General features: G+C 43.7%; 24 protein-coding genes and 1 riboswitch. Of the genes, 11 read left to right on the top strand and 13 right to left on the bottom strand.

Going from position 1 to position 26,246, the window contains the following annotated elements; genetic code table 11:
* Window positions 1-3: 3 nt before the first annotated feature.
* From A391_RS0101955 to rsmB, 3 genes are read right to left on the bottom strand one after another with little or no spacing between them, the layout of a single operon-like run.
* On the bottom strand, window positions 4-2,145 hold the full coding sequence (locus A391_RS0101955; RefSeq protein ID WP_019896952.1) for a sensor histidine kinase: 2,142 nt from the start codon (window positions 2,143-2,145) through the stop codon (window positions 4-6).
* Window positions 2,142-2,711, bottom strand: a complete 570-nt coding sequence (locus A391_RS0101950) for a DUF4390 domain-containing protein (protein WP_019896951.1) — start codon at window positions 2,709-2,711, stop codon at window positions 2,142-2,144. The genes A391_RS0101955 and A391_RS0101950 overlap by 4 nt, the downstream gene beginning before the upstream one ends.
* On the bottom strand, window positions 2,689-3,993 hold the full coding sequence (gene rsmB, locus A391_RS0101945) for a 16S rRNA (cytosine(967)-C(5))-methyltransferase RsmB (protein WP_019896950.1): 1,305 nt from the start codon (window positions 3,991-3,993) through the stop codon (window positions 2,689-2,691). The genes A391_RS0101950 and rsmB overlap by 23 nt, the downstream gene beginning before the upstream one ends.
* A 135-nt stretch (window positions 3,994-4,128) precedes the next feature.
* Here rsmB and A391_RS0101940 point away from each other — a divergent pair, with 135 nt between their 5' ends.
* Together A391_RS0101940 and A391_RS0101935 are read left to right on the top strand one after the other, a co-directional pair.
* Complete coding sequence (locus tag A391_RS0101940; protein ID WP_019896949.1) at window positions 4,129-4,581, top strand: hypothetical protein; 453 nt, start codon at window positions 4,129-4,131, stop codon at window positions 4,579-4,581.
* Between the two features lie 155 nt (window positions 4,582-4,736).
* A complete protein-coding gene (locus tag A391_RS0101935) occupies window positions 4,737-5,432 on the top strand; it encodes a hypothetical protein (protein ID WP_019896948.1) in 696 nt (231 codons plus the stop codon).
* A 120-nt stretch (window positions 5,433-5,552) separates the two neighbouring features.
* On the opposite strand, the gene htpX is transcribed toward A391_RS0101935, so the two are convergent.
* From htpX to def, 3 genes are read right to left on the bottom strand one after another with little or no spacing between them, the layout of a single operon-like run.
* Complete coding sequence (gene htpX / locus A391_RS0101925; protein ID WP_019896946.1) at window positions 5,553-6,413, bottom strand: zinc metalloprotease HtpX; 861 nt, start codon at window positions 6,411-6,413, stop codon at window positions 5,553-5,555.
* A 57-nt stretch (window positions 6,414-6,470) separates the two neighbouring features.
* On the bottom strand, window positions 6,471-7,433 hold the full coding sequence (gene fmt / locus A391_RS0101920; RefSeq protein ID WP_019896945.1) for a methionyl-tRNA formyltransferase: 963 nt from the start codon (window positions 7,431-7,433) through the stop codon (window positions 6,471-6,473).
* A gap of 20 nt (window positions 7,434-7,453) precedes the next feature.
* Window positions 7,454-7,954, bottom strand: a complete 501-nt coding sequence (def, locus tag A391_RS0101915) for a peptide deformylase (RefSeq protein ID WP_019896944.1) — start codon at window positions 7,952-7,954, stop codon at window positions 7,454-7,456.
* A 183-nt stretch (window positions 7,955-8,137) separates the two neighbouring features.
* Here def and A391_RS0101910 point away from each other — a divergent pair, with 183 nt between their 5' ends.
* The 3 genes from A391_RS0101910 to A391_RS0101900 all read left to right on the top strand — a co-directional run bounded on the left by A391_RS0101910 (window position 8,138) and on the right by A391_RS0101900 (window position 10,989).
* A complete protein-coding gene (locus A391_RS0101910) occupies window positions 8,138-9,307 on the top strand; it encodes a LysM peptidoglycan-binding domain-containing protein (protein WP_019896943.1) in 1,170 nt (389 codons plus the stop codon).
* A gap of 6 nt (window positions 9,308-9,313) precedes the next feature.
* Window positions 9,314-10,450, top strand: a complete 1,137-nt coding sequence (gene dprA / locus A391_RS0101905) for a DNA-processing protein DprA (RefSeq protein ID WP_019896942.1) — start codon at window positions 9,314-9,316, stop codon at window positions 10,448-10,450.
* Between the two features lie 65 nt (window positions 10,451-10,515).
* The gene (locus tag A391_RS0101900; protein WP_019896941.1) at window positions 10,516-10,989 is read left to right on the top strand and encodes a DUF494 domain-containing protein; all 474 of its coding nucleotides are present in this window, start codon (window positions 10,516-10,518) and stop codon (window positions 10,987-10,989) included.
* 139 nt (window positions 10,990-11,128) lie between these two features.
* Here the strand turns inward: A391_RS0101900 and metF are convergent, their stop codons facing one another.
* The 5 genes from metF to metK form a co-directional block, all read right to left on the bottom strand.
* A complete protein-coding gene (gene metF / locus A391_RS0101895; RefSeq protein ID WP_019896940.1) occupies window positions 11,129-11,971 on the bottom strand; it encodes a methylenetetrahydrofolate reductase [NAD(P)H] in 843 nt (280 codons plus the stop codon).
* A gap of 19 nt (window positions 11,972-11,990) precedes the next feature.
* Window positions 11,991-12,335 (bottom strand): phage holin family protein, encoded by a 345-nt coding sequence (locus A391_RS0101890; protein WP_019896939.1) that lies wholly within the window; start codon window positions 12,333-12,335, stop codon window positions 11,991-11,993.
* 43 nt (window positions 12,336-12,378) lie between these two features.
* Window positions 12,379-13,788, bottom strand: coding sequence for an adenosylhomocysteinase (ahcY, locus tag A391_RS0101885; RefSeq protein ID WP_019896938.1), 1,410 nt, complete (start codon window positions 13,786-13,788; stop codon window positions 12,379-12,381).
* Between the two features lie 87 nt (window positions 13,789-13,875).
* Window positions 13,876-13,956, bottom strand: a riboswitch (S-adenosyl-L-homocysteine riboswitch).
* A 95-nt stretch (window positions 13,957-14,051) separates the two neighbouring features.
* Window positions 14,052-15,275, bottom strand: a complete 1,224-nt coding sequence (locus tag A391_RS0101880) for an HD-GYP domain-containing protein (RefSeq protein ID WP_019896937.1) — start codon at window positions 15,273-15,275, stop codon at window positions 14,052-14,054.
* Window positions 15,276-15,456: 181 nt separating this feature from the next.
* A complete protein-coding gene (gene metK / locus A391_RS0101875) occupies window positions 15,457-16,620 on the bottom strand; it encodes a methionine adenosyltransferase (RefSeq protein ID WP_019896936.1) in 1,164 nt (387 codons plus the stop codon).
* A gap of 320 nt (window positions 16,621-16,940) precedes the next feature.
* On the opposite strand from metK, the gene dapF reads away from it, so the two are divergent.
* The 4 genes from dapF to A391_RS0101855 all read left to right on the top strand — a co-directional run bounded on the left by dapF (window position 16,941) and on the right by A391_RS0101855 (window position 20,066).
* A complete protein-coding gene (gene dapF / locus A391_RS0101870) occupies window positions 16,941-17,780 on the top strand; it encodes a diaminopimelate epimerase (RefSeq protein ID WP_019896935.1) in 840 nt (279 codons plus the stop codon).
* A gap of 24 nt (window positions 17,781-17,804) precedes the next feature.
* The gene (locus A391_RS0101865; protein ID WP_232416125.1) at window positions 17,805-18,500 is read left to right on the top strand and encodes a DUF484 family protein; all 696 of its coding nucleotides are present in this window, start codon (window positions 17,805-17,807) and stop codon (window positions 18,498-18,500) included.
* Window positions 18,501-18,519: 19 nt separating this feature from the next.
* Entirely contained in the window at window positions 18,520-19,401 is an 882-nt protein-coding gene (xerC, locus tag A391_RS0101860; RefSeq protein ID WP_019896933.1) for a tyrosine recombinase XerC, read from the top strand.
* Window positions 19,402-19,484: 83 nt separating this feature from the next.
* A complete protein-coding gene (locus A391_RS0101855; RefSeq protein WP_019896932.1) occupies window positions 19,485-20,066 on the top strand; it encodes a superoxide dismutase in 582 nt (193 codons plus the stop codon).
* A 275-nt stretch (window positions 20,067-20,341) separates the two neighbouring features.
* On the opposite strand, the gene pepN is transcribed toward A391_RS0101855, so the two are convergent.
* The gene (pepN, locus tag A391_RS0101850; RefSeq protein WP_019896931.1) at window positions 20,342-22,948 is read right to left on the bottom strand and encodes an aminopeptidase N; all 2,607 of its coding nucleotides are present in this window, start codon (window positions 22,946-22,948) and stop codon (window positions 20,342-20,344) included.
* Between the two features lie 259 nt (window positions 22,949-23,207).
* Between pepN and A391_RS0101845 the strand changes: the two genes are divergently transcribed.
* A complete protein-coding gene (locus A391_RS0101845) occupies window positions 23,208-23,537 on the top strand; it encodes a hypothetical protein (protein WP_019896930.1) in 330 nt (109 codons plus the stop codon).
* A gap of 65 nt (window positions 23,538-23,602) precedes the next feature.
* On the top strand, window positions 23,603-25,636 hold the full coding sequence (locus A391_RS0101840) for a TonB-dependent receptor (RefSeq protein WP_019896929.1): 2,034 nt from the start codon (window positions 23,603-23,605) through the stop codon (window positions 25,634-25,636).
* Window positions 25,637-25,718: 82 nt separating this feature from the next.
* Here the strand turns inward: A391_RS0101840 and A391_RS0101835 are convergent, their stop codons facing one another.
* Window positions 25,719-26,141 carry a diacylglycerol kinase gene (locus A391_RS0101835; protein WP_081621941.1) on the bottom strand — a complete coding sequence of 141 codons (423 nt, stop codon included), beginning with the start codon at window positions 26,139-26,141 and terminating at the stop codon, window positions 25,719-25,721.
* Window positions 26,142-26,246: the final 105 nt, after the last annotated feature.

The following is a 26,246-nucleotide window of genomic DNA, read 5'->3' as shown; positions in this document are numbered from 1 at the left end:
TGTTTAATTGAGTAACAGTGGAATGCTGATTGTAATGATAGCACCCGATCCATTTGCTTCATTGGATAATACATTTTCAATTTTAATATTCCCCTTATGTTCCTCGATGATTTTTTTAACAATCGCCAAGCCTAAACCAGTACCGTGCGGCTTGGTCGTCATATAAGGCTCAAACACATGCAACATCATCTCATCGGGGAAGCCGCCACCATTATCTTGTACAGTGAGTATCAGCATACCGTCATCAACAGAGGTTGCAATCTGAATCATTGGCATTAAAGTCGATGCTAATGCATCCTGCGCATTCTGCATGAGATTATGCAGGACCTGCCTTAGCATCGTGCTATCACCTTTTATTAGGCAAGCTGTGTTTGTGAGTGCTAACTTAACATTTATTTTGGGTACATCATAAAAAGAAACAATCTCTCTAATTAACGCATTGAGATCTAAACTTTCCAAATGAGGGGTTGGAGAGCGCGCATACTCACTAAACTCATTCACCATTTTTTTCAGCGCATCCACTTGATTCACAATAGTTTCAGTTGAACGCTGTAGAATTTCAGCATCAGCTTCTTCTAATTTGTTATGTAATTTATGCGCCATACGCTCTGCTGACAACTGAATGGGCGTAAGCGGATTCTTGATTTCATGCGCCAATCGTCGCGCCACCTCACCCCATGCAGCATCGCGCTGCGCCTGCACCATCGCAGTTGCATCATCAAACACAGCAACATAGCCCCCATCCGGCAGGCGCGTTCCACGTAATGTAATAATTTTCTTACCGTGCGCAGTGGCTAATTCTATCTGCACTTGCACCTCTTCCTTTTGTGTACTCTTCTGTGGATTTTCCTGCTGAATACTGTCTGCAATCGTCTGAAAAAAACTAGAAAGATTAGGCTGTTTTTCTATAATTTTTTCCGGCGTGAACCCAACATAGCTCTCAAGAGAAACGCCTAGTATGTTAACAGTAGCTTCATTAAAGGTACGTAACTCACTCCGCTCATTGAGTGCCAAAACACCTGAAGACAAATGTGCCAAGATAGTTTCTAAATAGCCACGAGCCGCCTCAACACGGGCGCGGTTTCTATCAGCCGCTTTCGTTGCATCACCCAACTGCTGTGTCATGCTGTTAAATGACTGCACCAACACGCCTAACTCATCTTTACCGTGTGCAGGTAACATTGTACTGTAATCCCCACTAGCAATTGCCTTAGTGCCTTCTGCCAGCACGGTAAGCGGTGCCGATAATCGGCGGCTCAACACAAACGCAATCGCCACCGCAGTAAACATAGCCAGCATCATCACTAACGTCAACGTCAGTGCAAACACTTCTCTTAATGCCGTTCGGCTATATGACAGCTGCTGATAATCTTGATACACGTCCTGTACTGCTTCTGCAGTTGTTGCTAGCGACTTAGGGACGGGCTGTAGCAACTGCAAAATACGCATCTCACCTGAAATATCCTGCACACTGACAGGAATCAATACACGCAAATACAAACCTTTACCGTTAATCGGCTCAATGTTGCCATAAATTCGCTGGCGCGCCTGTCTAAGTTGCGTCACACTCGGCAGGTCAGGCAGAAAACTGCTGGCGTCGCCACTGGATACCGCCAAAATTCCACCTTGTGGCGTAAAAAGCGTTGCGTCCTGAACCCCACTCTTCTCGCGCAAATCGTTGAGCATGGAGAAGTGGGTATTGGCAGGCTGAAATGCCAAGCTCGTCGCCATGCTTTCGCCTTTTTCCTTCACATCAGCTAACATAATCTCAAGCGCAGTCTGGCCAAGATTTAATCCACCTTCTAACGCAGACTCCACCTTGACGTTAAACCATGACTCTATCGATCGTGTTAAAAAATTAACAGACACTAGATACACAATCAAGCCAGGAATAATCGCCATTAGTGCAAACGAGCCAAGCAAACGAAGCGTGAAGCGACTCCCCATCACACGCTGACGGATATTACGATACAAACTAAACAGCTGAACACCAATCAACAAGACCAGCAATACAGCCAAGGCAATGTTTAATGCAACCAAAAGCGTATAGTGTTCACCAGATGCCGCAGTATTAGCACTTGCATTTGATAGCAAGTACAGCAGCAAGCCTCCTAGTAGTGCACTTGTAAATACAATGTATTTCATTTGAATAAATTAGGCGTCCACTCAAAACGTTGCGAACTAATTTTCCACTCGCTTGAAGTCATTCCTTCTATCTGTAGGGCTTTAGGTAATTTCTTTTGATCCAAACGCATTAACAAAGCTGCTTGATACCGTTCGCCCCTCTCAATATCTACCTCTTGGAACACCTTCATATCCTGAATTATCGACAAATCTTCAACGGCCTCATCTAGGGTGGCATAGGCACGTTGCTGATCATTACGCATCACAATATATTGTCGTGTAAGCGCATGATAACTTAAGCTCACTTGCTGCACGGTCGTGACGACCTCATTATCAAACCAATACTTGCTAGGTGTGACTAACTGAAACTCAATCAAAAAATTAAACACGAACCCTTTAAGAATCGCCTTCTCTATTTCAGAGCCAAAGTTGATTTCCGCATCAGCATTCAGCAAATAATCATCTTCATAAACCGTTAGATTTGCACTTCTAAGACGTAAACTACTGCCTTCAGCAAACACCGAACTTGAAAACAATACCAACGCGACTACACAAAAAATGACCTTAATTTTTTTGCAGTAGCGCATAAAAGAAACCGTCATGTGAGTTAGAAGGAATAAGCTGACCTTGCATATGGGTAATATTTTGGTGCGTAGTATCGAGCATGTGATTAATTGGTAACTGGACTGCATCTGAATGCTTCTGCAAAAACTGATCAATTTGATCTTGATTTTCTTCTTTAAAAACAGAGCACGTGACGTAAAGCAATTTACCACCCTTTGCCAGCATCTGCCATAACGTTGGTAAAATTTTAGCTTGTTGAGCGGCAAAAGATGCAATGTCAGCCTCTCGCCTTAACCATTTGATATCAACGTGACGCCTGACAATACCCGAGGCAGTACACGGCACATCTGCAAGAATTCTATCAAAAGGCGACCCATCATACCAATCAGTTGCAGAGGCATCGCCAACCAACAGATTCGCCTTTAAATTTAGCCGCGCCAAATTACCCTGCACCCGTTGCAAACGCACCTCATCACTATCTAAAGCCGTCATCTGTACATTAGCTAACTCTAAAATGTGCCCTGTCTTACCACCTGGTGCACAGCAAGCATCCAACACACGCATTCCAGCTTGAGCATCAATTAAATGCGCAGCTAATTGCGCGCCGTAGTCTTGCACAGACACGACTCCATCAGTGAACCCAGGTATCTTTTCAACGGCAATTGGTTTAGTCAAAACCACTGCCTGCGCACCAACTTGCACAGCATCAATTTCACTGCGTACTAACAATTGCAAATAATCTACGGCACTAATTTTTTGTACATTCACACGCAAACTCATCGGTGGATGCTGATTACCTACCGTTAACATCCCTTGCCAATCATTTGGATATTGAGTTTTCAATTTACTAATCCACCACTGAGGGTAGGAATAACTCGCGACTTCATTATTCTTCGACTTGGCAGCTAATTGCTCTTTTTGTCGTAAAAAGTTACGTAAGATTGCATTCACCAAACCCTTTGCCCAAGTCTTGACAGGAGGTTTCTTTAGCTGACTAACCGCATGTACAGCTTGATTGACTACCGTAAACGCATCCGCTTTATCATGCGTCAACTGATAAATTGCCACCAACAATAAGGCATGAATACGCTCATCGTCTAACGGCTTCTCAAGTAACGCCCTCAAATAAGCATCTATTTCACCATAGAAGCGCAACGTACCGTAACTTAAATCAGCCGCTGCGCCTTTTTGTTGCGGCGTAGCATTCGGGAAGTTAGACAGTGACGCAGGCAGCGCTGTAGTGAGATTTCGCCCTGAAAATACTTGATGAACAGCATCGGCAGCGATTTGTTGAGAAATATACAAAATTAGTTTCTATTCATAATTGCTAAAACACTGATTTTACTTGATATCCACTCAATTAGGGTTAAGCTGTTAAGATGTTGTCATCTTACAGCCACGCCAGTGCGTTGTATGATTTCGATTCACAAGGAGTTATTCATGAACAGAACTAACATTTTAAAGCGCATCCTTATTGCTGGATTGATGCTTGCCTCGACAAGCACAGTCTTTGCAGCTGACGTAGGGGTATCAATTAGTGTAGGACAACCAGGATTTTATGGACAGATTGATATTGGCGACTATCCATATCCACAACCGCGGGTAATCTACAGAGAACCTATCATTGTGCATCGCCACGTAGAAGTCTATGAGCCTATGTATCTAAGGGTTCCACCAGGCCATTATAAAAACTGGAAGCGTTACTGCAACCGATACAACGCCTGCGGTCGCCAAGTTTACTTCGTTCAAGACGGCTGGTATCGCGACGACTTCGCACCGCGTTATCGCGAACGTCATAGTGACAATCATCGTGGAGACTATGATGACCACGGTAGAGACAATCATGACCACAAACGTGGCAATGGTCACGGAAAAGGTAAAGATAAGCACTAAGACTATCGTTGAGAGTGCGTTTCGCGCACTCTCAAGTGAGGCGCATATCCATACCATTCCGAGGCTTGCGCCCTCACACAATTCAATTTATGCTTGATATATTCTAAACCACTTATGGCGTCACCTAGTCCAGCCTACTACAATCCACTTTGAACTTGCCACCTACCAAACGAGCATCTCAAATACTCATAGCGTTGTCAGCTTGGGCTTTCGTTTCAGCAATTGCATCTCTGCTTATCTTCAAAATTGTTTATATTTCAGCGTTACCCACATCTTTGCCGAATCTCACGAATGATATCAACAACATTCAGGACTTCGTTGTACTTAAGAAGATTTCCTTACTCTTAGCGGAATCAGTAACCACTCAAAAAGAAACTGGATGGTTGATAGCCTCTTGGGGACTTTGGTTCGTAGCAACGTGGTCCGCCATCTTTGGCGTTACCACTATGCTTTTATATCGCCAACTGACTAAGACTAACCCTACTGAAGAGCAGTGCTCAAAAGAAACAATCCTAGATTTAGCACTAACTGGAAAACTTGAACTTTGGAAAGCTTTTTGGGTGTTCTATATAGCGCTTCCAGCAGTTGCATCTCTCACTGTTTATCAAATACTAGCAATCCTTAGGCGCACTCATGTTATTGAACCAACCAAGGTAGCTGACCTAATTCTTACACCATTGGCCTACTCGGCTGTGTTGGTAATTTTTTTGGGAGCTGCAATTGTCGTATGGCGCTGTTCCACTAACACACCCAGCATAACTTGGCGCTACCTTGTAAGAGGTTCAATTATTTTATTCACGGTTATCCCGCTAGCTAAATCTGCAATTCTGTTGGGCCATTATTTGAGATGATAGACTTAGTCCTTTTATGAAAAACCAAGCCGCAGAACAGCACAACACCGTAGAACTTAAAATTAGAGGCGATATCAAAAGCTTCCGCCTATTTAAAACTGAAAAATATAAAACTAGTTACTAGTGCGTTGCCATTCCCATCAGCCTTGTCACTCGCTCTTCAGTGCTAGGATGCGTACTAAATAAACGATCAAATGAGATACCAGATAATGGATTAATAATCATCATCTGCGCAGTTTCTGGGTGAGCCTCTGCCGTTTTGTTTGTCACCTGATGTGCATAATGATGAATTTTCTCTAATGCACTAGCCAGTGCTTTTGGGTCGCCACTAATCTCTGCACCGGCTTTATCTGCCTCAAACTCACGTGCGCGCGAAATAGCCATCTGAATCAACGATGCGGCCAATGGTGCTAGTAGCATCAATAATATTCCTACGACTGGATTCAAACTACGCTCTCCATTGTTATCGCGGCCTCCACCTAATAACATGCCGAACTGGGCGATAGAAGCAATTGCACCAGCGACAGTTGCTGAGATGGTTGAAATTAAAGTATCTCGGTTCTTCACATGCGCAAGCTCATGTGCCATCACGCCACGCAACTCTCTCTCGCTTAAAATACGCATGATGCCGGCTGTTGCAGCCACAGCAGCATTTTCTGGATTACGTCCAGTAGCAAAAGCATTGGGTTGAGATTCGTTGATGATATAGACTTTAGGCATCGGCAACTGCGCATTTTCTGCTAACTGACGCACCATTTGATAGTAACTTCGGAACTGCAGATTGTCCGCAGTCACCTCTTGCGCCCCATACATCTTCAATACAGCCTTATCTGAGAACCAGTAAGCATAGATATTCATGGCACCCGCAAGCAGCAACGCAACCATCATGCCGCCTGCGCCACCTATGGCGGCACCTACCATACCGAATAAGGCAACGATAGCTGCCATTAAGACCGCTGTTTTTAACCAATTTCCAAGCATGTTTTCATCCTCATTTATGTACTCTTGTTACATAAACTGGTGACAATTTTACAAAAATCAACCGTCTAGACTAGAGGTAAATCGATCCCCAGCTTTTAAGGCATGCCCTTGTATAAATGCTTGAGCACTCAATCGTTTACCGCCAGGCGCCTGAAGCTCAGCAACGCGCAACACACCTTCGCCGCATGCAACTAAAATCCCATCATGCACGCCTAGCACCTCGCCAGGCGCAGCATCAAGTAAACGCTCATCACTGATGACTTCAGGAGCAACTGTTGCCATCCAAATACGGCAAACTTCTCCACGCAAAACACTTTGTGCCACAGGAAATGGATTAAACGCACGCACTTGTCTTGATATTTCAACAGCACTTTTTCGCCAGTCAATTGCAGACTCTGCTTTCTCTAACTTATGTGCATAGGTCACTAAAGTCTCATCTTGTGGCGTACTGTCTAAATGCCCCGTTTGGGTTAATACATGCATCGCCTCTACCATCAAATTAGCTCCGATAGCAGCCAATGCATCATGCAAGCCCTGTGTTGTATCACTTTCAGTAATCGGCACAACCCCTTTGCTCACCATGGCCCCAGCGTCTAACGCAGGCACAACCTCCATGATCGTCACGCCAGTCTGGGCGTCGCCAGCCAATATAGATCGATGTATTGGTGCAGCACCGCGCCAACGCGGCAACAATGAAGCATGAATGTTATAACAGCCATGTTTTGGCATATGCAACACAACCGTTGGAATAATTAATCCATAGGCTGCGACAATCATCACATCCGCATTCGTCTGCGCAATTCTCGCTTGAACAGCCTCATCCTTTAATGTTTCTGGCTGAAACACAAACAACTGATGCTGCTCTGCAAGCACCTTAACGGGACTGGCCTTGAGCTTCATGCCACGACCAGCTGGACGGTCTGGCTGTGTTAACACCATCACAACCTCATGCCCTGCCGCAATTAAGGCAGCCAAGGCGGGCACTGCAAATTCGGGAGTTCCCGCAAAAATAATTTTCAATGCATTAACCTTTGATTTATCTATTTGCCGCGATGTTGCTTGAGCATTTTATTTTTAATTCTGTTACGTTTCAGCGGAGACAAGTACTCAACAAACACTTTACCAAGCAGATGGTCCATCTCATGCTGAATACACACGCTTAACAAACCATGCGCCTCTAAAGTAAATTTCTTACCATCTTTATCTAAAGCCTCTACTAAGATTTTTTCCGCACGGGTAACACTCTCATAGATGCCAGGCACCGACAAGCAGCCCTCTTCATAAACCTGCTCACCATCTCGCTCCAGTATTTTGGGGTTAATAAACACTTGTAACTGGTCTTTGGTTTCACTCGTGTCAACTAACAGCAACTGGATATGCTGATTAACCTGTGTTGCAGCCAACCCTATACCAGGCGCTGCATACATCGTTTCAGCCATGTCATCGATTAATCGGCGCACAGTCGCATTCACCTCTTTAACCGGCTTAGCCACCGTATGTAAACGCGGATCAGGATAATTAAGGATATCTAAAATTGCCATAAAAAACTCTTTAATATTTCGTGTTCAAAAATTCAAAAAAACTCGAATCACCAGCTTTTTCTATAAAAGCTTGATTCTTTAATGAATTACGTGATAAATTTAACGTAAATTCACGGTGTGCCCAGTGCGTTTTGCACACTATCGCATGTCTTTAAAAGCACTTTTGACCGAGGTCATCAACATATGTTTCGCAATATTATAACGCTGCTCATGTTTTGTTGCTTAAGCTTCAATCTAAATGCACAAGTAATTGCACTAAAAGAAGGTCATCCAGACCGCCATGTTGTTGTCAAAGGCGATACCTTATGGTGGATATCTGCCCGCTTTCTTAAAGACCCATGGTTATGGCCAAAAGTTTGGCAATTAAACCGTAGCCAAATTAAAAATCCGCATTTAATTTATCCTGGCGATGTCATCGTACTAGATTTAAGCAGTGGGCAACCGCAACTCAAACTGTTACGCCAAACCATCACATTAGAACCCGGCGTTGTTGTTGAACCACTCGATCAGGCAGCTATTTCCACTATACCGCTCAATGTCATCACACCGTTTCTAAGTCAACCACTGATTATTGAAAAAGACCAGCTTGCAGAATCGCCAAGAATCATTGCCGGACCAGACAATCGTGTTGTGTTAAGCACAGGCACGCGCGTCTACATTAATGAGATTGAAGAGGACGCTGACCTTAACTGGTTCATTTATCGCCCAGGTGACTCGTTAATTGACCCAGATAGTAAAGAAGTGTTAGGCGTTGAAGCAACTTACTTAGGCGACCTAAGAGTTAAAAAGTTTGGAAAACCAGCCACGGCAGAAGTCGTGAAAGCTAAAGAAGAAATTTTCGTCAAAGATAGACTGGTACCAAGCGGCGACGAAGTGATTACCAACTTCACGCCGCGCGCGCCTGAGACTCAGATTAATGGTCGTTTACTTAAAATTTATGGTGGCTTAGCTGAGGCTGGTCCAGAAAGCATCGTATCGATTAACCGTGGCTCACAAGATGGCGTAGAAGTCGGGCACGTATTGGCAATCAGCCGTTATGGCAGAATCATTAAAGACCCTGAGCCAACAAAAGCTGATAAAGAAAAAGCATCTAAGGCCGAGGCAAATGCTAAACCAAAACTTAAAGAACTTAACTTTGACGTCTCAAGCGGAGAAGATGGCAAAACTATTGTCAACTTTGAAAAAGAGAAAAAAGAAAGTGCACCAATAGCACTCGAACCTGGCTACATTAAACTTCCAGATGAACGTGTAGGCTTGATGATGGTTTTTCGCGTATTTGACCGAATCTCTTACGGATTAGTCATGCAAGCGAATGAGCCAATTAACACCTTAGACTCTATACATAACCCATAGTAAGGCATGTCGATTAATCGCGAAGAGATTGCGGAAAAGTCTCTATGGGTAAGCCTGGGTAGCATTTCTGGCATAGGCCCCCAAACCTACTGCAGCCTACTCAAAGCTTTTGGGAGTCCAGTGAATGTCTATTCCGCAAGCCTATCTCAACTAAAAGAAGTTGTTTCTGCCAACATTGCCAGTCTGATTAACAAGGGCTTTGACCAAGACAGTTTCGACGACTTTGCACAATGGTTGCTATCTCCTAACAATCACCTCGTCACACTTGCGGACAGTGAGTATCCTCAATCTTTACTCGAAATTAGTGACCCTCCGCCTTATTTATATGCCAAAGGAAATCTAGCGCTACTGAATCAGCCAAGTATCGCTATCGTTGGTAGCCGCAATGCATCTGTACAAGGCGAGAAAAACGCAGAGGCATTTGCTTATGACTTATGCCATCATGGCCTTTGTATTGTCAGTGGGTTAGCTTTAGGCATTGATGGTGCAGCCCACAGAGGTGCACTTAAAGCAAATGGCGCAACAATTGCAGTCGTGGGCACAGGGCTAGATATTGTATATCCAGCAAAACACCGTGAGCTCGCACACCAAATTGTTGAGCATGGTCTGATTGTGTCTGAATTTGCATTAGGCACACCATCTAAACCGCAGAACTTTCCGAAAAGAAACCGCATTATCAGTGGCCTAAGTCTTGGCTGCCTGGTGGTAGAGGCAAACATCCAAAGCGGCTCTCAAATCACTGCAAGAATGGCAGCAGAGCAAGGCAGAGAGATCTTTGCGATTCCGGGCTCAATTCACTCACCGATGTCTAAAGGATGCCACCAACTGATTAAACAAGGTGCCAAGTTGGTGGATTGCTTACAAGACATTACTGAAGAGTTGAAAATACAATCTCGGGTTGACGCCACTGCCTCAACTGCAACAGCACGTCATACGCACGAACATCAGAAAACCGACAACACCTCTGTAAGCCCTACAGAACGACTGTTGCTCGACGCTATGGGCTTCGACCCCGCACCTTTGGAGCGTTTAGTGACGCTAACAGGCTTGACGGTCGCCGAAGTTTCATCCATGCTAATGTTACTGGAACTTGAAGGGAAAGTGACCAGTCTATCAGGAGGACAATATCAAAAGATTATGTAGTTTTTAATTCCAAATATCAGTTAAACCATTTCATTTAAGTTAATCATTTAAAAAGGATAATAATTATGTTTGAAGCCTTGGTTTACATGTTCGAAAACTACATTGACACGCAATTTAGGCCGGACAACAACACCTTAACAAGAGAGCTGTTTGCTGCAGGCTTTGACGAGGAAGACATTAATGGTGCTTGCGATTGGTTTAATCAGTTAGAGTCCATGACTGGTAAGCCTGAGTTATTTCAAATGGCAGATGCAGCCAATAGCCGAGTGTTCACAGAAATAGAACTGAAGAAGATTTCTGGTGAAAGTATTGGCTTTATTTTATTTCTAGTACAAGCAAAGATACTGAATACATCCCAACGAGAACTAGTATTAGAACTCGCCATGAATCTACCGCAAGCGACGATTGGCATTGAAGAAATGCGCTGGATTGTGCTGATGACGACATGGGGCGCTAGTAAATCTGGCCCAGATAAAACAAAAGAGTATTTATTTATTGAAGATGTGTTGCTCAACGAACAAAAGCCGACATTACATTAATGCGAATACATTTAGCTGACAACTTATACTCAAAGATTAAGCACTCATCAGTCGACTCTGACAAGATGAGTGCAATCTTTAACGCAATATTTAGCTAAACTCAGCTACCTAGGAAGCTGCTTTAGTCTTCCAAGATGCTCTAGTCTTGAACATTCTCTATGATATTACTAATGATATTTGATTGGTTCAATGTATAGAAGTGCAAGCTTGGCACACCCCAAGCTAACAATGTTTCACACAACTCGCTGACAACGTCGATACCAAAAGCACGAAGAGACACCATATCATCTCCATACTCTTCTAAACGCATTTTCAACCAGCGTGGAATTTCAGCACCGCAAACACTAGAGAAACGCGCTAACTGTGTAATGTTATATATCGGCATTATGCCAGGTACGATAGGCACATTGATGCCTAATGCGTCACATTGATCAACAAAACGGAAATATGCATCCGCATTATAAAAATACTGAGTAATCGCTGAGTTAGCACCTGCATCCACTTTTCGTTTCAAGTTTAACAAGTCAGCCGCTGGCGTACGCGCTTCAGGATGAAACTCTGGATAGGCAGCTACTTCAATACTAAAATGATTGCCTGTTTCTTCACGAATAAATGCAACCAACTCTGAAGCGTATTTAAAATCGCCAGCACTCACTTCGCCCGATGGTATGTCGCCCCTTAAGGTGACTAGGCGCTTAATGCCTTGCGCTTGATAAGCTTGTAGCAATTCGCGAATTTCTGACTTACTGGATGAAATGCAGGAGATATGCGGTGCGGCTTGATAGCCTTCACGCTGAATTTCCAGCACGGTATCCATGGTTCTATCTCTGGTAGATCCACCCGCACCAAATGTAACGGAAAAAAATTCTGGATTAAATTTGGCTAACTTCGCACGTGCTTCGCGCAGCTTATCCATACCTTCTGTTGTTTTAGGTGGGAAAAACTCAAAACTAAGGTCGAACTTTTTAGCAATCGGTTTCATTTCTATTTCTTTTTAGTAATTATTTATCATCAATCAGTGTTGCAGTTAGTAGCCATGAAAGCACACTGTAAAGTACTGCACCCAGAATGCCAGCCATTAAGGTGTCAACATGGAAACCTTGTAGCCATTGCCCTACGGCATAGAACAAGACTCCATTGATCACTAAAATAAACAGACCTAATGTAAGTACGGTAATCGGCAGGGTTAAAATCACAAGCAATGGTCTAATCAACACATTGACTAACCCTATCACGAAAGCCGCGAGCAAGGCAGTCAAAAAACTTGCCACATGAATATTGGGCAACAAATATGCGACAGCTAACAAGGCCAACGCATTTAATATCCAAACCAATAACAACTTCATGTGGCAACTCCTTTTGTATGCTTAAACTACTAAGCAGTTTTGATTAATAGCGATAAGTGTCAGGCTTAAATGGACCTTGTTTTTGCACACCAATATAAGCAGCTTGCTCATCAGTAAGTGTTGACAATTGTGCATTCAATTTTTTCAATTGCAATACAGCTACTTTTTCATCCAGATGTTTAGGTAAAGTATATACACCTACTGGGTATTTACTTGTTTGCGTAAACAATTCGATTTGCGCAATCGTTTGATTAGCAAATGAAGAACTCATGACATAGCTTGGGTGACCGGTACCACAACCCAAATTAACCAGACGACCTTTTGCCAACAGAATGATTTTTTTGCCATCAGGGAAAATGACATGGTCAACTTGTGGCTTAATTTCATCCCAAGTGTATTTTTCAAGTGAAGCAACATCAATTTCATTATCAAAGTGACCAATGTTGCAAACAATTGCTTGGTCTTTCAATTTAGCCATGTGGTCATGCGTAATCACATGGTAGTTACCCGTCGCTGTCACAAAAATATCGCCATGTTCAGCTGCGTAATCCATCGTTACCACGCGATAGCCTTCCATCGCTGCTTGCAAGGCGCAAATTGGGTCGATTTCAGTGACCCAAACTTGAGCAGATAGTGCGCGCAATGCTTGTGCGGAACCTTTACCTACATCGCCGTAACCAGCCACGATAGCAATCTTACCTGCAATCATTACATCCGTTGCCCGCTTGATTGCATCCACTAAAGATTCGCGGCAGCCGTACAAGTTATCAAATTTAGATTTAGTCACTGAGTCGTTCACGTTAATGGCAGGGAAAGCCAACTTGCCTTCTTTATGCATTTGATACAAACGGTGTACGCCTGTCGTGGTTTCTTCGGTAACACCTTTGATTTGTGCTAAGCGTGTTGAGTACCATGTTGGATCAACTTTTAATTTCGCTTTAATTGCATCAAACAAACAGGTTTCTTCTTCTGAAGTTGGATTGGCAATCACTGATAAGTCTTTTTCTGCACGGGTACCAAGATGTAACAGCAAAGTTGCATCGCCACCATCATCCAGAATCATGTTGGTGTAGCCACCATCAGTCCATTCGAAAATACGGTGTGTGTAATCCCAGTACTCTGTCAGTGTTTCACCTTTCACTGCAAACACTGGTGTACCGCCTGCAGCAATCGCTGCTGCTGCGTGGTCCTGAGTAGAGTAAATATTACAAGACGCCCAGCGCACATCGGCACCTAAGTCTTTTAAGGTTTCAATCAGCACAGCTGTTTGAATCGTCATGTGTAAGCTACCCGTAATACGAGCACCTTTGAGTGGTTGTGCTTTAGCAAACTCTTCACGAATTGCCATTAAGCCCGGCATTTCTGTCTCGGCAATCGCAATTTCTTTACGGCCAAAAGCCGCTAAATTGATGTCCGCAATTACGTAATCTTTAAAATCAGTCACAGTATTCATGTGTTTTCCTTGAATGTGTGACCGGGGGGAAGGGGTGTTTATTGGAAGATATCTATCTCACCCATATCCCGTGCCCGGCACGGTTAATATTGGTGAGCGTCGTTTACTGCAGTTTTCTGAGCCTGGGAGCCTGTATGATTAACAGGTCTCGCAACGCCCCTCAGAATAGAGCTTATTATACTTGATATTGTTTTTAGCGCAAATGCGGATTTTCTGCAAATTTATTTGCATCAAGCATCTGTTTTATATCGGGATTCAGCCTGTTACTCGGCCCATAGTTTATCAACATCATGCACTCCCCAAAATACGGGATCCTCATGCCCTACAATGGCATCATTCGCACTACCTTTAGATAAATCTAAGACTTCTACTGGCAACCTTGTTTTAGACTTGGTTGAAAAAAATACTTTCACGATCGGTGTTAATAAAGATTTGGGGCTCTGATCAATCACAACAGCTAAGCGCCCAGACTTCAATTTCACCATAGAGCCAATAGGATATATCCCTACGCTTTTCACGAACGCTTTAAATACGACATCATCAAAATGCCCAGCCCATTGCGCCATGCGCTGCAGAGACACGCCTGGTTCCCAGCCTTCTTTATAAGGTCTGTTTGATGTAATTGCATCATATACATCACAGACGGCACCCATTCTGGCAAACAAACTAATCGCATCGCCTTGCAAACGATGTGGATATCCAGTGCCGTTTACTTTCTCGTGATGATGCAAACACACATCTAGCGTGACAGGGTCCGTTATATTTGCTTGAATCAATAACTCGTGCCCGCGCTCTGGATGCAACTTAACCATAGAGAACTCGTCATCAGTCAATGCGCCAGGCTTGTTAAGGACATCAATCGGGACCGCGGCTTTACCAATGTCATGCAATAGCCCAGCTAATCCTGCCTGCTTAACATCTGACTCAGACATGCCTAACTCTTTGCCTAAAGCGACCATTAATGCGCAAACAGCTACCGAGTGCATGTAAGTGTAGTCATCTTTAGTTTTCAGCCGAACTAAACTGATGAGCGCGCCTTCGTTTCTAGATACAGAGTCAGCAATATCATCAACGAATTGCATCGCAGCTTCAGCCTTGATGGCCTTACCCATGCGGGCATCATTGAACATGGAGGTGACCGCTTTTCTTGAAGCGGAAATGACTTGTTTAGCGCGCACTCGCTCTTCAGCTGCCGTCACACGCTTAACCTGTGCCGTTTGATGAATAGCCTGTGGTTCTTCAATCGGTTTAGAAATAGGCAACTGCTGCTCATTAGGCTTATCTAATGCAACCTCTTGCAGAACATCTAGCCCTTTAGAAGTGTCAATCACAACCTCTTTAATTGCGCTAGCATGTAACTTCTTTAAATCTGTCGAATCCTCTAGTTTAAAAGCCTTCTTCCAGAAAGGATGATCTATCCAAGAGCCTTTCAGCTCATGAATAAACATACCTAAACGTACCTGCTTTGTAGAAACGACTTTTAACATGTGATGACAATCATTTAATTAACACTATTATAACTAGAATAGATGAATTACTTTCAACTATTGCCGCGATTACTTCATGATTATTTTTTAAATTAAATCTAGCCGCTATTGAATAAAAAAACCGCCTTGTAGCAAGCAAGGCGGGGCTTTTGTTCAATGGCTTTAGCAGAAAAACAGAAGACTAAAGACCAGCGGCTGCGCGTAACGCAGCAGCTTTATTGGTGTGCTCCCATGTGAATTCAGGTTCATCACGACCAAAGTGTCCGTAAGCAGCTGTCTTCGTATAAATAGGGCGTAACAAATCTAGCATTTGCACGATACCTTTTGGTCGTAAGTCAAAATGTTCTAACACTAATTGAGTCAGCACTTCGTTAGATACTTTACCTGTACCGTAAGTCTCCACCATCACGCTAGTTGGTTTGGCTACCCCGATTGCATAACTTACTTGCACTAGGCAACGTGATGCCAAGCCAGCAGCCACGATATTCTTAGCAACATAGCGTCCTGCATAAGCTGCGCTACGGTCTACTTTAGAAGGGTCTTTTCCTGAGAAAGCACCACCACCGTGAGGCGCTGCACCACCGTATGTATCTACAATGATTTTGCGACCAGTGAGTCCGCAATCCCCTTGTGGGCCACCTACAACGAAACGACCTGTTGGGTTGACCAAAAACTTGATGTCACCTTTTATTAAGTCTTTAGGTAACATAGGTTTGATGATTTCTTCAATCGTCGCTTCACGCACAGCTTCCAAACTCATCTCTGGTGCGTGTTGTGTAGAAACCAATACGGTATCAATTTTATATGGCTTGCCGTCCACATACTGCACAGTCACTTGTGACTTCGCGTCTGGGCGCAACCATGGCAAACGACCGTCTTTACGCAATTGCGCTTGGCGTTCCATCAAACGATGACTTAACCAGATTGGCAGAGGCATCAATTGCGGGGTTTCATCTACCGCATAACCAAACATTAAACCTTGGTCTCCAGCACCTTGGTCTAGCGGATCATCCTGCGCGCCGTCTACACCCTGCGCAATGTCTGGCGACTGCTTGTCATAAGCCACCAATACAGCACAACCTTTATAATCGATGCCATACTCGGTATTGTCATAACCAATGCGTTTAATCGTGTCACGTGCCACTTTAATATAATCAACATTTGCTGTTGTGGTAATTTCACCCGCCAGCACAACCAAACCGGTATTGGCTAAAGTTTCAGCAGCTACGCGCGCGGTTGGGTCTTGTGCCAGAATCGCATCCAAAATACTGTCTGATACTTGGTCTGCTAATTTGTCAGGATGTCCTTCAGATACTGACTCTGAAGTAAAAAGATATTCGTTCATTTATCTGCCTTGAAAAGAAAAAAGTTTATAAAATACTTACTAAAGGCTGAAGCAAGTATTGAGGGAGGTGAATTGTACCTGAATTAATATTTATATGAAAAAAATTACTTATTATCAATACATTACCAACTCACTGTGATAGCTGATAGTAGAATTGGTTCATTCATATAAGCGATGAAAGTCAAAAATAAAGAACGACAAGTTCAGCAATTAAGTTGATCAATTAAAAAATGCAAAGATTCTAGTTAAAAGCTGATTGCGCTTACATATAAAATGTGACTTTTTCACCTCTACATATATATTCTCATTACAATATCTACATGGCTAATATAATTAAATTTACAAAAATGCAAGGCGCTGGCAATGACTTCATGGTGATTGATGGCATCACTCAATCCATCTCACTCTCTGCAGACACGATCAACAAGCTCGCCCACCGCCAATTCGGGATTGGTTTTGATCAGCTATTATTGGTTGAGTCATCAACGGTCGCTGATTTTAAATATCGCATCTTTAATGCAGACGGTAGCGAAGTCTCGCAATGTGGCAACGGAGCACGCTGCTTTGTCCGATTTGTGGTTGATCAAGGATTAACCACAAAATCTGAAATAAGTGTTGAAACCGCCAGTGGCATTATCACCCCCAAATTAGAAGCGCATGGCTTGGTCACTGTGAACATGGGTGCTCCAAGATTTAAACCTGACTCAATTCCGTTTATTGCCGAGTCTGTAGCCAAACGCTATTCACTGGATGTTAACAACCAGAGCCTAGACATTTCTGCAATATCAATGGGCAACCCGCATGCAGTACTGGTTGTTGATGATGTAGAAGCAGCACCCGTTTTGCCTTTAGGTAGCACGATTGAACACCACCCGCGCTTCCCTGAACGTGTGAATGTTGGTTTTATGCAAATTGTTGATGAGCACCATATTAAACTGAGGGTTTTTGAGCGCGGCTCTGGTGAAACACTTGCCTGTGGCACGGGCGCCTGTGCCGCGGCGGTCGCTGGTATACAGTTAGGCGAATTAAGCTCCCCTGTTAAGGTATCTGCCCGCGGTGGAGAATTAAGCATAGCATGGCAAGGTGCCGATGCGCCTGTCATGATGACAGGCCCTGCAATCACCGTATTTACAGGTGAAGTAGATTTAGACACGATATAATAAATAATATTTAAATAAGGTTCGATGATGACAAACAATCAACATGAGGTGGTTTCTGCAGAGCAAGTAAAAGATTACCTACGTAATCATCCAAACTTTTTCGAGAAAAATGCCACATTACTCACGGAGATTACGCTGCCAAACCCACATGGTAATGGCGTCATATCACTGACTGAGCGTCAGCAACTAGCTCAGCGTGACAAAATTCGTGTCATTGAAGCGATGATGGCGCAAATGATTGTGCATGCAGAAGAGAATGATGCTACCAGTGCAAAAGTTCACCAATTGAGTGTCAAATTACTCAATCAACAAAGCTATACAGCACTACAACAACTGATAGCAGAAACCTTAAAACTTGATTTCGCCGTCACAGACTCACTGATACGCATTTGGGTTAAACCAAGTAACAGTGCAATTGTGCAAGACCCTACATTCACCCATGTAAGCGAAGCATTTAACGAATGGGTCATGTCCTTATCCCAGCCATACTGTGGCACTAAACCTGAAATTCTTGGTGACTTACTTGACAGTAAATTGCAGTCTTTTGCGATTATTCCACTAGGCACAAAGGCAGCAGATCAACGCCCGTTTGGCATACTCATCTTGGGTGCAGAAGACAAAGACCGCTTCAAAACTGGCATGGGGACCCTCTATTTAGAGCACATTGGTGAGCTTGTCGCCGCTAGCTTGCTTAACCACTTATTTGCATTAAACCTATAAGCCTTATCTTCATTAATCTGTGCTTCATCTAGACCAATATATTCAGCATCTCACTTTCGAACGCGGCCTTAGTCAGCTCACCTGTAAAAATTACACACGAGACATTCTGCTTTTAGAGTCTCTCGCTGAGGGCGCCAGCCTTAACGAACTAGATCATACGCAAATCAGGCGCTTCATTGGTAAGATGCATGCACGAGACTTAAGTAGCAAAAGTATTGCTCGCGCACTCTCTGCTTGGAGGGGGTTTTATGACTATTTAATCCATCACCACGGACATACACAAAACCCAGTTGTTGGGCTGCGCGCACCCAAAGCCGCCAAAACTTTACCGCAAGCGCTATCTGTAGACCAAGCTGTTAAATTTGTCGACATTCAAGGCGACAGTGTTTTAGATATTCGAGATCACGCTATTCTGGAATTGTTTTACTCGTCAGGATTACGCCTTGCCGAACTAGTTAACCTCAACATCAACAGCTTAGACTTTAGCGAGGGGACGATAGAGGTTACCGGTAAAGGTAATAAAACACGCATCATTCCATTAGGGAGCCATGCGGCAGCATCCATGCAGAAGTGGCTACAATCACGTGCATTGATTGCGATTGATGGAGAGGATGCGCAAGCGGTATTTATCACCCAACAGGGTCGCAGAATAACACCGCGCGCGGTACAGTACAGAGTCAAGTCATGGGCGATTAAACAAGGTGTTAACTCTAATATGCACCCGCATCTCCTCCGCCATAGCTTCGCCAGCCATGTTTTACAATCAAGCCAAGATTTGCGCGCAGTGCAAGAAATGCTAGGACATGCCAACATCAGCACAACGCAGGTATATACTCACTTAGACTTTCAGCATCTCGCTAAAATTTACGACAGCGCTCACCCTAGAGCCAAGAAAAAATAGCCAAATTCAATAATACCCTACTAATTTACAGTGTTATTATGGCAAAATAACGGTTTAGACTTTTTCACGAACAAAGGACTATCATGGAACATCAATTACCAGCTTTACCATACGCGAAAAATGCACTTGCACCGCACATTTCAGAAGAAACCATCGAGTTTCACTATGGCAAACATCACCAAACTTACGTGACTAACTTAAACAACCTGATTAAAGGTACCGAGTTTGAAAACTCAAGCCTAGAAGAAATCATTAAGAAATCTTCTGGTGGCATTTATAACAACTCAGCTCAAATCTGGAACCATACCTTCTTCTGGAATGGCATGAAACCAAACGGCGGTGGTGCTCCTTCTGGCGCATTAGGTGATGCTATCAATGCGAAATGGGGCTCATTCGACGAGTTCAAAAAAGCATTCCAAGCGTCTGCTGTTGGCAACTTCGGCTCTGGCTGGACATGGCTTGTTAAAAAAGCTGACGGCTCTGTAGATATCGTTAACATGGGTGCTGCAGGTACACCACTAACAACTGGCGATAAAGCATTACTAACGATTGACGTATGGGAACACGCCTACTATATCGACTACCGTAATGCACGTGCTAAATTTGTAGAGGTATTCTTAGCATCTTTAGCTAACTGGGATTTCGCATCAGCAAACTTTGCTTAATGTGAAAATCAACCTTAACTAGATGACAAAAGATGTAAGTCATTGAGTTTGTTAGTTAAGTCATACAAAAAGCCTTAGTGTAACCACTAAGGCTTTTTATTTACATGCTTAACACCAGCTCTAGATGAGCCCAACACCTCACTACAAATGCACTACATGATGAATCGCACGGATATGGAGTTGCTAGGATATGGATGTAAAAACTTATTATCTTCAATACCCGTCGTAATATCGTATTGATAGATACGATATTAGGCACAAGGACATTAGTAAAATCATCCCTTCAAGCTTTTGCTCACCACCTCAAATACATCGTTAGAAAGATTCGGGGTATCGATAATCGACTGCAGCGCCTCTTTCATATGCGACTGTAATGTGGGGGTGTAACGCCTCCATTCACGCAGAGGCACTACCTGACGCGCAGCAATTTGTGGGTTAATTTCATTTAGCTCGATAATCACATCTCTCAACAGCCCATAACCTTGACCGCTTGGATCATGAAACTTCACAGGATTATTGATGGCGAATGCCGAGTAAAGCGAGCGTACGCGATTTGGATTTTTAATATTAAAGTCTTGATGGTGGCGTAGCTTGGCAAAGTCATCGAATATTTCACTTCTGTTCGCAATCGCCTGTAGTGAAAACCATTTATCCACAACTAACGGGTAGCCATTAAATCGACGGTAAAAATCTGCAAACACCTCATCCCGTTCTGGCTGCGTGCTGTCGGAAAGGCAAGATAGCGCCGCGACAATATCTGTCATATTATCTGCATGTTCATAATGTGCCTTGGCGCGCGCAGCACATCCAGTACCATTGCTTACGGTCAACAATTCAAGCACGGTATTTTGCAACGCTCTGCGCCCCATTGCCTCTGGTGATATCGCAAACTCACCTGTGTTTCTATTCTGTTCGTACAAACGCACGAGTGCATCTTTGTGTGCCCGTTTAATTGCTTTAAGTATATGCGTGCGCGCTTGATCGATGGCTGCGGGGTCAATCACCTCCTGCGTTTGTGAAATGAATGCGATAGCAGGTAATGTCAGCGCACGCGCGAGCAATGCTTTATCGCCCTTTCCGCTAACACCTTGGTCAATCATCATGCCAAAATCATCTACATATTGTGAGATATTCGCTTCACTGTTTTCCATTACACGCTCAATGGTGCGGAGCGCTAGCGTTTGGCCTGCTTCCCACTTATTGAAGCCATCCGAATCTTTTAACTGCAATAGACGAAGATCATCATCACTTAAATCTGTGATTAATTTCACAGGCGCAGAAAAGCCACGCAAAATAGACGGAACAGGGCGCGTTTTTACATGATTGAAAGTGAAGCTTTGCTCACGTTCGGTCAATTCAAGAATTTTTGTTGCTTGCGTTTCAGCCCCCTCTTGGCTCAACAACCCAACCGCAACAGGGATATGCAATGGCTTTTTATCGGTCTGTCCTGATGTATCAGGCTGAGATTGTTTCAATGTGAGTGTGAATGTCTGCTGTGCGGCATTGTATTGGCTAGTAATATTTAAAGTCGGCGTGCCTGCTTGCTTGTACCATAAAAAGAACTGAGACATATCGCGTCCAGAAGCGTCTGCCATGCACTGCACAAAGTCATCACAGGTAACAGCGTGTCCATCATAGCGTTCAAAATAAAGGTCAGTCGCTTTGCGGAATTTTTCTTCTCCCAGCAACGTATGCTGCATGCGGATAATTTCCGCCCCTTTTTCATACACTGTTTTAGTGTAAAAATTGCTAATTTCAATAAATTGATCAGGCTGAACAGAATGGGCTAACGGGCTAGCATCCTCTGAAAATTGCAGACGGCGTAAGGAATTAACATCATCAATACGCTGCACCGCACGCGAGTTCATGTCTGCACTGAACTCTTGGTCTCTGAATACCGTAAATCCTTCTTTGAGTGAGAGCTGAAACCAATCACGGCAAGTGACGCGGTTTCCTGTCCAATTATGAAAATACTCATGCGCAACTACACCCTCAACACTCATAAAGTCAGAGTCAGTCGCGGTTTCCTGATGCGCAAGTACCAATGCTGTATTAAAGATGTTGAGCGAGGTGTTTTCCATCGCACCCATATTGAAGTCACTCACGGCTACGATATTGAACAAATCCAGTTCATACTCACGGCCGTATTTCTCCTCATCCCATTTCATGGATTTTTTAAGCGATTGCATTGCATGATCACACTGTTTCTCATCACCAGTGCGAACGTAAATATGCAGATCAACACGACGTCCAGACATGGTCTTGAACGAATCTTCAATGCGAATAAGGTCACCAGCAACTAAAGCGAAAAGGTAACAAGGTTTTGGAAACGGATCACTCCAAACCGTAAAGTGGCGCCCGTTCGCGAGCTCGCCTGAATCGATTAAATTACCGTTAGATAACAGTACTGGATATTTACTTTTATCTCCTTCAATGCGCACGGTAAAGGTGCTTAGCACGTCAGGCCTGTCTTGAAAGAAAGTAATGCGGCGAAAACCTTCAGCTTCACATTGGGTGCAATAGGTTCCCTGAGACTTATACAAACCCTCCAGCGCAGTATTCGAAGCTGGATCAATTTCCGAACGAATCCTCAAAGTAAACTGATCACCCGCATCGGCAATTGTCATTTTGTTATCAGCAACTTTGTAGCGATGAAATGGAATGTTATCAATCTCAACAGAGAGAATCGTTTGATCTTGCCCATTTAAGATGAGAACTGTTGACTCACAATCAGGGTTTTTAATGTATTGCACCTCTGATTGCACGATTGTCTTGTCTTCAAGTAATTCAAATGAGAGGTTTACATGCGCTACTTTATAGGGGGCTGGTGTATAGTCTTTTAGGTAAATAGTCTTGGGCGTCACGTTAGTTTCTAGGCTCATTATCAAAATCTCTTTAATTGATTGTTCTGTTAACAGTATAAGTAGATTGTATTGAAGTTGAATAGTTTTATAAGCGCATGTTTAAAATTGGGGAGTATTAAAACGACGGCTTAGCAAGCAACAGACAAATTAATCACTTCATCAATTAGGCTTACATCTGGATATTTTAACGACTTGAATATGAAGTACGCCTGAATCTTGCAGCACCCACTAATTTTTTAACTAAACAAATACTAAAAACCTGCTAAAATACGCAACTATGTTGCAAAGACTGCTCATTAATTTAACGCTTATCCTTGTATTTGCTTTCACGCAGATAGGCGTTGCCACGCACGAAATTAGTCACATCACTGATGGTGCCAAACATTCTCAGAGTGATGAAAACTCTCAGCAAAAAAATACAGTTGCCGAGCAATGTGCTCAATGTATTAGTTATGCAAAAATCGCTAGCGGCGTATTACCTGCCTCTATAACAACGCCATCCTGCCAAACTACCTTAGATGCGACACTGAGCCAGCAGGCACCTTTTCAGCACTACTCATCAAGCCCCTACGCAGCAAGAGCGCCACCTCAAATAGCGAGTATTTAATTTTTAAATAACTGCAGACGTTATCCGCCTGCTGATTACTCGTTTTTATTTTTGAGGTTATTAATATGCATTACGCTCCTAATGTACAAGTGCTTAACACATTTGTATTTAGACCTATATTGATTGCTGTAGCAATGACACTTGCATCACCATCCATTGCAGCAGACACCAATACGACGATAGATTTACCTACAGTCCCCGTGACAGGCAACCCTTTAGGTGTTAGCTCCGACTCACTAGTTGTGCCGGTATCCGTACTCAGTGGACGAGAGCTATCGCTGAAACGAGAAAGCACATTAGGCGACACGCTTAGTGGCATTCCGGGCGTCAGCGCAACTCAATTTGGCCCTAATTCCTCACGTCCAATTATTCGCGGATTAGATGGCGAGCGTGTGCGTATCATGCAGAATGGCATTGGCATTTTAGATGCGTCGAGCTTAAGCTTTGACCATGCCGTAGGCATCGACCCACTGATCATTGAGCAAATTGATGTAGTACGTGGCCCCGCAGCTTTACTATATGGCGGCAGTGCAATGGGTGGCGTGGTCAATGCGATTGACCACCGCATCCCTAAAGAACAATTAGATGGCATTACTGGACGCGCAGAAGCAAGGTTTGGTGGCCCAGACAACACACGGAATGGTGCGGCAGTGATTGACATCGGCAACGGCCAATTTGCGATTCATGCCGATGCATATACCCGCGAAACCAGCGATTTGGACATTCCAGGCTATGCCGTATCTCGTCGTAAAAGTGAGCAGCCTGGCGGCCCTGCCCGTGAGAATCGTGGGCAATTAGTCAACAGCAGCGCAAAAGGTGATGGTGGCGCATTAGGTGCAGCTTTAACCTTTGATAATGGCTATATCGGCGCCTCATTTTCAACGCTGAACAATAATTATGGCGTAGTGGCTGAAGAGAATGTCCGCATCGACATGCAGAGCGACCGATGGGATGTGGCGAGCGAGTTTACAGACCTAAGCGGCATCATTAATCGCGTTAAATTTCGTATCGCTCATACTGACTATGCGCATCGCGAACTGGAAGACGGCGAAGTAGGCACCACGTTCACAAACAGAGGCATTGAAAGCAGTGTTGAATTAGGTCATCTCCCGATTGGACAATTAAACGGTGTAGTCGGCTATCAGTTCAATAACACAAATTTCGAAGCATTAGGCGATGAAGCCTTTGTGCCTAGCGTCAATACACAAAACCAAGCACTCTACGTCTATGAAGAACTGGCCATCGATCAACACAAAGTCACCTTCGGCGGTCGACTGGGCCACACTGCGGTAGACGCTAAAACTCATGCCAATTTTGGTGCGGCGCAGCAAAACAGCTTCAACCCAAATAGTTTCGCACTCGGTGGCTTATATAGTATTGATAGCCACTGGTCACTCACAGGCAACCTATCTCACAACGAGCGTGCACCTAGCTATTTCGAACTATATGCTAATGGTGCTCATGTTGCCACTGGACAGTTTGAAGTAGGCAATGCAGACTTTAAGAAAGAGCGCTCAAATGGCATTGATGCCCAACTACGCTGGAAAGATGCAAAAAACTCATTTAGTGTCGGCACTTATTACACCAGATTTAGCAACTTCATCGGGCTATTTGGTACAGGGAATGAGATTGATGTTGACGGTGAGCTCTTACCAGAAGCGAAATTTATGGCAGTCCCCGCCATATTTAAAGGTTTAGAAGCTGAAGCAAAACTCAACATTGCCGACCATCTCAACTTGAACCTACTTGGCGACTACGTTCACGCCAAAGATGAGCGTAATGACAAGTACCTGCCTAGAATTGCGCCATTACGCTTAGGTGCTGGTCTACACTATCAGCACAATAGCATTGGTGCGAGATTGGATGTTCTGAAGGCATTTGGGCAAGATCGCACCGCTGAGAACGAGTTAAAAACTGATGGCTACACCAATGTCAGCGCACTTGTTTCTTACAAACTACCAACCAAATTGAATTTAGAGCTATTTGCAAAAGCCAACAACCTACTTAACCAAGAAATTCGCGACCATGCGTCCTTTCTAAAAGACATCTCTATGCAAGGTCAACGATCAATATTATTTGGGCTACGTGGCGACTTCTAGCTACCAATTAAACCTAGTGATATGACAAAGCACAAACATAGTCTAGTAAAACTCAGGCTAGGTTTGTGCTCATTTGATTTTTTTAAGCAAATAACACCAAACCCCAAACCACCGCGACAATCAGCAACGCAATAAATACCGCAGCACTACCAATATCTTTAGCTTGCTTTGCAAGCGCATGATGCTCAGTAGAGGTATGGTCCACCGCCGCCTCAATCGCAGAATTAAGCAACTCAACGATTAATACCAACAACACACTCGCAATCAACAAAGCTTGCTCAACGGGACTTTCACCTAAATAAACAGCAAGGGGCACCAAAACAATCGCGAGAAATACCTCTTGGCGAAAAGCATCCTCGTGAACAAACGCTGCTTTAAATCCTTCAAGGGAATAGCCAAATGCATTAATCAAACGGCGAATACCAGTTTTTCCTTTAAATGGGCTGGTTGCTAAATGTTTAGAATTTTGCGACTGTTCTACAGGCTTATTGGAAGGTGTTAACATCATAGACTTTCTAAAAAATTGATTACGTCACGTTAAATTGTTAATAGTTTAATGAATAGATTTTAACATGCGCTATCATAACGGTTTAAGCAATCACGATTAGAT

It is taken from the genome of Methylotenera mobilis 13 (assembly GCF_000384255.1).
GTDB classification, from domain to species: domain Bacteria; phylum Pseudomonadota; class Gammaproteobacteria; order Burkholderiales; family Methylophilaceae; genus Methylotenera; species Methylotenera mobilis_B.
Note: the sequence above shows the minus strand (reverse complement) of the source record. Positions and strands in the feature narration are given on the sequence as shown.